This window comes from Halomonas sp. LES1 (assembly GCF_031846005.1).
Classification (GTDB): domain Bacteria; phylum Pseudomonadota; class Gammaproteobacteria; order Pseudomonadales; family Halomonadaceae; genus Halomonas.
In genome coordinates this window covers 1-6432 of the sequence record NZ_JAVRGC010000013.1, presented here as the reverse complement: position 1 = coordinate 6432, position 6432 = coordinate 1, and the positions used below count along the sequence as shown (strand labels likewise).

The 6432-nt window shown below is 63.4% G+C and carries 7 protein-coding genes; 5 read left to right on the top strand and 2 right to left on the bottom strand.

Going from position 1 to position 6432, the window contains the following annotated elements:
• The first annotated feature begins 439 nt into the window (after positions 1-439).
• The 5 genes from RM463_RS17345 to RM463_RS17325 are packed head-to-tail and all read left to right on the top strand — an operon-like array spanning position 440 to position 4285.
• Positions 440-1420, top strand: a complete 981-nt coding sequence (locus RM463_RS17345) for a MoxR family ATPase (protein ID WP_311430763.1) — start codon at positions 440-442, stop codon at positions 1418-1420.
• Complete coding sequence (locus tag RM463_RS17340) at positions 1417-3150, top strand: cobaltochelatase CobT-related protein (RefSeq protein WP_311430762.1); 1734 nt, start codon at positions 1417-1419, stop codon at positions 3148-3150. The genes RM463_RS17345 and RM463_RS17340 overlap by 4 nt, the downstream gene beginning before the upstream one ends.
• A 33-nt stretch (positions 3151-3183) precedes the next feature.
• Entirely contained in the window at positions 3184-3552 is a 369-nt protein-coding gene (locus tag RM463_RS17335; RefSeq protein WP_229332964.1) for a cupin domain-containing protein, read from the top strand.
• Positions 3553-3564: 12 nt separating this feature from the next.
• Positions 3565-3918 carry a Lin0512 family protein gene (locus tag RM463_RS17330; RefSeq protein WP_195687980.1) on the top strand — a complete coding sequence of 118 codons (354 nt, stop codon included), beginning with the start codon at positions 3565-3567 and terminating at the stop codon, positions 3916-3918.
• Positions 3911-4285, top strand: a complete 375-nt coding sequence (locus RM463_RS17325) for a Lin0512 family protein (RefSeq protein ID WP_311430761.1) — start codon at positions 3911-3913, stop codon at positions 4283-4285. Before RM463_RS17330 ends, RM463_RS17325 begins: the two co-directional genes overlap by 8 nt.
• A 122-nt stretch (positions 4286-4407) precedes the next feature.
• Here the strand turns inward: RM463_RS17325 and RM463_RS17320 are convergent, their stop codons facing one another.
• Positions 4408-5157, bottom strand: a complete 750-nt coding sequence (locus RM463_RS17320; RefSeq protein ID WP_195687978.1) for a sulfite exporter TauE/SafE family protein — start codon at positions 5155-5157, stop codon at positions 4408-4410.
• 7 nt (positions 5158-5164) lie between these two features.
• Positions 5165-6199, bottom strand: coding sequence for a phosphate acetyltransferase (gene pta / locus RM463_RS17315; protein ID WP_311430760.1), 1035 nt, complete (start codon positions 6197-6199; stop codon positions 5165-5167).
• Between the last annotated feature and the right edge of the window lie 233 nt (positions 6200-6432).

The following is a 6432-nucleotide window of genomic DNA, read 5'->3' as shown; positions in this document are numbered from 1 at the left end:
GCCCATGATGCCGAACATGTCGGTGACGCCGTTGGCGACCAGGGTCTCCACGAAGGCCTCCGAGGGCGTCATCTTCTGCTTGCCTTCCACGACCTGACGGGTATCTGTGGTGTTCTCTGTGCTCATGAGGGTCCTCCGAGGCGACACTGTCGAAATGCGCTATGTGGCTTGCTTTATTATGGAATGAATCATTCCGATTTGCGGAATGCGATGTCACTCTAGATCGCCGAGATCCTAACGTCAACACGATATTTCATAAATCGGTACGATTTGATTCTTTTTGAGAAACTGATCTATTATCGGCCTATCGCTCGACGTGGCACGCTCGCAGCACAACAACTGCTCATAGCACAACAATCGCCCATTCACGCGCCAAGCCCGGCAACACGACGGCCGCAGGGCTCAAGGTCAACGGCCGACGACGGCCGAGGAGACAGTGATGACAGATCTGATCAATGCCAAACCCGACGTCATGCGCTCGGTCCGTGAACTCTTCGGTATCGACAGCGACCTCGAGGTACCCGCGTTCAGCGAGCGTGACGAGTACGTGCCGGAGGTCGACGAGGCCTACCGCTTCAACCCCGATGTGACGCTGGCGATCCTGGCCGGCTTCACTCGCAACCGCCGCGTGATGGTTCAGGGACTGCACGGCACCGGCAAGTCGACCCATATCGAACAGGTCGCCGCCCGCCTCAACTGGCCCTGCCTGCGGGTCAACCTCGACGGCCATATCAGCCGTCTCGACCTGGTCGGCAAGGACGCGATCGTGGTGCGCGACGGCGTGCAGGTCACCGAGTTTCAGGAGGGCATCGTGCCCTGGTCACTGCAGCGCCCGGTGGCACTGATCTTCGACGAGTACGATGCCGGCCGCCCGGACGTGATGTTCGTCATCCAGCGCATCCTCGAACGCGATGGCAACTTCACCCTGCTCGATCAGAACCGGGTCATTCACCCCCACTCCCACTTCCGGCTGTTCGCCACCGCCAATACCGTAGGCCTTGGCAACCTCACCGGGCTCTACCAGGGCACTCAGGTGCTCAACCACGCCCAGATCGATCGCTGGAACATCGTCGCCAAGCTCGACTACCTGCCGCGTGATGAAGAGGTAGCGATCGTGCTGAGCCGAGTGCCCAGCAAGGACTACGAGAGGGGACGCGAGTTGATTTCTGCCATGGTGGCGGTCGCCAACCTGACCCGCCAGGGCTTCGCGGCAGGCGACCTCTCCACCCTGATGTCACCCCGCACGGTGATCACCTGGGCCGAGAACTGCGAGATCTTCCGCAATCCCGCCTTGGCCTTCCGGCTCTCGTTCCTCAACAAGTGTGACGAGGCCGAACGGCCCATCGTTGCCGAGTACTACCAGCGCTGTTTCGGCGAGGAGCTAGACGAATCCTGGATGCAGGAGGCCCGGCCGTCATGACTGCAAGCGCCCAACAGCAGGCGCGCCGGCAGCAACGGATCGAGGAGCTCTGCGCGGCCAGTCTGCGTGCCATCACCGGCCATGCCGACCTTCACTATCGCGGGCAGCGCCTCCATCAGGGCGAGAGGCGTCTCCCCACTCACGCGCCGCATCTGCGTATCGACCCGGCCCAGGATGACTTCGCCGACTGCCGGGCCGTCGCCGATGGCATGGCGATGCGCCTGCTGCACTCCGACATGGCCCTGCATCGACAGCACTGTCCCGATGACCCGATCGAGCGGTTGGTGTTCGAGCTTCTCGAGCAGCTGAGGGTGGAAACCCGGGTCCCCGACGATATGCCCGGCATGGCCGATAACCTGCTGCAGCGCTTCGAGCGCTGGTCGCGCGACTTCTACCGCTCCGGCCTCACCGAGGGCAGCATCGGCCTGCTGCTCTACACCGTGGCCCAGATGTGCTGGTCACGACTGCATGCCCGGCCGGTACTCGAAGAAACCGAGGATTACATCGAGAGCACTCGCTTCTCCCTGGTGCGCGAACTCGGAACGGCACTTCAAGGCCTGCGACGCCAGCGTCATGACCAGGACGCCTACGCTGAACACGCCCTGGCGATCGCTGCCATCGTCGGTAAGCGGGTACGCGCCGAGCGGGCCCAGACCGAAGATGACGATGAGGCCGCCGATCACGAAGAGGCCGCCACCGGCGCCTTTGCGTTGCTGCTCGACTTCGATGACAGCGACGGCGACGACGCTGGCATCGCGGCGGCGGCCACCGGGCGCAGCAAGGTCTTCGAGGACTCGGCCTCGACCTATCGCGTCTTCACTACCCGCTTCGACCGCGAGGTCAACGCCGGCAGCCTGGTACGCCGCGCCCTGCTCCGCGAATATCGCGAGCGCCTCGATCAGGCCACCGCCGAACAGGGCATCAATATCCCTCGCCTGGCACGTCGACTCGGCAGCATTCTGTGGGAGCCTCGCCAGGATGGCTGGGCATTCGGCGAGGAAGAGGGCCGTATCGACGGGCGTCGACTGGCCCAGCTGGTCAGTTCGCCCACCGAGCGGCGGCTGTTCTATCGCGAACAGCTCAAGCTGGGCACCGACTGCGCCGTCAGCCTGCTGATCGACTGCTCCGGCTCCATGAAACATCACATCGTCCCGGTGACGATGATGGCCGAGAGCCTGATCCGCGCGCTGGAGATGATCGGTGCCGGCACCGAACTGCTCGGCTTCACCACCGGCGCCTGGAATGGCGGACGCGCCTACAAGGAGTGGATGCGCAGCGGACGCCCCCGCGAGCCGGGCCGTCTCAATGAGGTCTGCCACATGGTGTTCAAGGACGCCGAACGTAGCTGGCGTCGCGCTCGTACCGACATTGCCGCCCTGCTCAAGGCCGACCTGTTTCGCGAGGGCATCGACGGCGAAGCGGTGGACTGGGCCTGTGAGCGCCTGCTCGCCCGACCGGAGAACCGTCGTATCCTGATCGTGATCTCCGATGGCTGCCCGGCGGACAGCGCCACCAACCTGACCAACGACACCTACTACCTGGACAACCACCTCAAGGAGGTGGTCGCCAGACGCACGCGTGAAGGCCAGGTCGAGGTGCTGGGCCTGGGCGTAGGGCTGGACCTGAGCCCCTTCTACCGCCGCTGCCTGGCCACCGACATGTCCGAGGCGCTCGATACACACCTGTTCGATGAGATCGTCGAACTGATCGGCGGACGCCACCGCCGCTAACCCCTCAGCCCTACCTGTTCAGAGGAGAAGATCATGGCAATCCAGGTCATCGATTTCGGCAAGGATACCGGCACCACCGCACGCCGCCGCCTGGCCGACTTGCCGGACCGAGTGGTCGAGGGCGACCCCAACCACGAATCCACGCTGTTCTTCGAGAGTCCTGACGGCAAGATGATCGCCGGCACCTGGACCAGTACCCCGGGCAAGTGGCACGCCTTCACCGATCGCGACGAATTCTGTTACATCCTGTCGGGTCATGTGCGCCTGATCGCCGAGGATGGTAGCGCTCAGACCTTTCGCGGCGGAGACGCCTTCCTGATCCCCGATGGCTTCCGCGGCTACTGGGAGGTGATCGAGACCACCACCAAGCACTTCGTGATTCGCGATCACGCCGCGGAGTGAGGAGAAACCGATATGGCCAAGACACGCCTGGTGCACCAGTTCGGCATGGGCACTTCGATCCGCAGCCGCAACTACACGGAAGCGGCGGCGCGGGCGATCCGCGACGCCCTGTGGCACAACTCCCTCAATCTTGCCGATGCCTTCGACTTCCCCAGAGAAGCGATGCTGATCGACGTCGAGATCGGCGTGCAACGGCCCGAGGCCGTGGACAGCGACGCCCTGCTGGGCGTCTTCCCCTACGGCCAGCCGAGCATCACGGTGGTCAAGGGTGGCCTCGACATCGACAAGCCCGACGGCAGCGGCACCAGCGTGATCGCCAATGCCGCCGTCATCGTCTCCTTCGATATGGAGCCGCGTCATGACTGAGAAACGCATCATTCTCGAGATGGGTACCGGCAACGACCTCTACGGTGAGGACTACACCAAGGCCGCCTGCCGCGCTGTTCAGGATGCCCTGCACCACTCCTCCATCGTGCTGTTCAAGTCACTCGGCATCGACCATCGGGAGATGCGCGTTCAGGTGACCATCGGCGTTCAGCAGCCTGAGCGGGTCGATATCGAGACACTCCGCGCCGAACTGCCTCGCGGCCGCCCCGAGGTCCAGGTGGTTCACGGCGGTCTCGATGTCCATGATCCCGCCAACAACACCACTCACGTCATCGCCACTGCTGCCATCGCCGCCTTCCTGCCGCTGGAGCAGGGTGCATGGAAGCTGAGTGACGCCCAAGGGTGAGTGAGGCCCAAGGATAGTCGTACTATCACGCAAGATGATAAGGGAATTTCGGTAAGCTGATGCGCCCAGCCCCCCCGGCACCACTCGGCGGGGCTGGGCCGCGAATGACCGACGCAACACTCTTACAGCACTTCCGAGGCGATCAGTCCACCCCCGATCAGCATCAGCGTGACGAAGGCGACCCGGCGCATCGCCAGCGCCGAGAGCGGCGGTGGGCAGCGGCGACCAATATAGGTCGCCAGGGCCACCACCGGAATGGCCCAGGCGGCAAGAATCAGGATCTCGGCATCCAGTTCCCCACGCACACCGATAAACAGGGTCCGCATACCGGAGGTGGCGGCGAACAGAAGAATCAGCATGTTGCGAATCGCCATCAGCGACATCGGCTGGCGATAGCACTGATAGATGACCGGTGGCCCGGCGATACCGAACAGCCCCCCGAACAACCCCGATAACATGCCACTGATAAAGAAGCTGCCCCGCGAGGAGAGCGTTTCACGGGGTCGCGGCCTGAGCACCAGACCCAGCCCGCCGTAACACACCACCAGGCCAAGGGCGATGCGCAATACGCTGGCAGCGCTATGACTGAGGTAGTCCAGCAGCAGCACACCGACAATGATCGACGGGATGATACCGGCGATGGTGGCGACCGTGGCTCGCAGGTCGAGGAGCTTCAACTTGCCTGGCAGCGCCACGGCGCTATTGGCCAGGGTCATCAGACTGACCACGGCGGCTACCGAGGCTACCGAGGTGATGGACAGCCCACTGGTGGCGCCCATCACGATCATTCCCAGGCCGAAGCCGGTCACCGTCTGAAAATAGCCGGCGACCGCGGCAATGGCCAAGAAGGGCAACAGGACCTCGATGCTCATGACCGGCTCAGATGTCGTTGGCGGCGGCGGCCGAGTCCCGTGCCTCGGCAGCCTGTGCCTGCACGGTGGTCACGGCGATAACATGGTAGATATCATCGACACTGCAGCCTCGGGAGAGATCGTTGGCCGGCTTGGCCAAGCCCTGCAGGAGCGGGCCGATGGCCTCGGCGCCACCGATTCGCTCGGCCAGCTTGTAGCCAATATTGCCGGCTTGCAGATCGGGAAAGATCAACACGTTGGCATTACCCTTGACCTTCGAGTCGGGAAGCTTGCGCTCGGCAATATCGGCGACGATGGCCGCGTCGAGTTGCACATCCTCGTCGATGGCAAGCCCTGGCCGCTCGGCCTTGACCCGCCGTGCCGCCCGCACCACCTTTTCCACGTTGCCGTGCTGGGCGCTGCCGCTGGTCGAAAAAGACAGCATGGCCACCCTCGCCTCCTCGCCCAGCAGCGACTCGGCGCTGTCGGCCGCCGTCATGGCGATCTGCGACAGCTGCTCGTCATCGGGATCGATGACCAGGCCACAGTCGGAGAAGATCATGCCGCCCTTGAGGTTGTGGAACGGCTTGCAAAGCATCATCAGAAAGAAGCTCGACACCAGCTTGCTTCCCGGAGCCAGCCCCAGCAACTGGATGGCGCTTCTCACCACGTCGGCGGTGGTATTGACCGCCCCCGCGACGCAGCCATCGGCATGCCCCTCACGGACGAGCAGATTGGCAAAGCATAACGGCTCGCTGACCGCGGCGTCGGCTTGCTCACGTGTCATGCCCTTCTTCTCGCGAAGTGCATACAGCGCCTCGGCGAGGCCCTCACGCAAGGAAGAGACCGCAGGGTCGATGATCTCGATCGCTGCCAGGTCGATCCCTAACTGTTCGGCTCTACGACTGATACCCGCATGCTCCCCCACCAGGATGACCTTGGCGATGCCGTTTTCTGCCGCCTTGATGGCGGCATGCAGCACCCGCTCATCCTCACCCTCGCACAGCACGATACGCCGGGGGGCCTGGCGTGCTTGCTCTAGAATTCGATTCAGTGCCTTCACGTCATATACCTCCTTCACTCGGACACAACCGGGTACCCGGGAGAAAAACCCCCCGGCACTGCCGGGGGAAAACCACTACCACTGAATGTTTCTGGATCAGACGTAATCCTGATACTTCTCGAGCATGCGCACCGGCTTCTTCAGGGCGTCACGGCGGAAGGGGTCGCCCAGCTCGCGGGTGCACATGACCTCGATGACGCAGGTCTTGCCTTCGTTCATCTGCATGTCCACGG

Coding starts and splice junctions, on each gene's coding strand:
- RM463_RS17345 (WP_311430763.1), top strand. CDS start 440: ATGACAGATCTGATCAATGCCAAACCCGACGTCATGCGCTCGGTCCGT.
- RM463_RS17340 (WP_311430762.1), top strand. CDS start 1,417: ATGACTGCAAGCGCCCAACAGCAGGCGCGCCGGCAGCAACGGATCGAG.
- RM463_RS17335 (WP_229332964.1), top strand. CDS start 3,184: ATGGCAATCCAGGTCATCGATTTCGGCAAGGATACCGGCACCACCGCA.
- RM463_RS17330 (WP_195687980.1), top strand. CDS start 3,565: ATGGCCAAGACACGCCTGGTGCACCAGTTCGGCATGGGCACTTCGATC.
- RM463_RS17325 (WP_311430761.1), top strand. CDS start 3,911: ATGACTGAGAAACGCATCATTCTCGAGATGGGTACCGGCAACGACCTC.
- RM463_RS17320 (WP_195687978.1), bottom strand. CDS start 5,157: ATGAGCATCGAGGTCCTGTTGCCCTTCTTGGCCATTGCCGCGGTCGCC.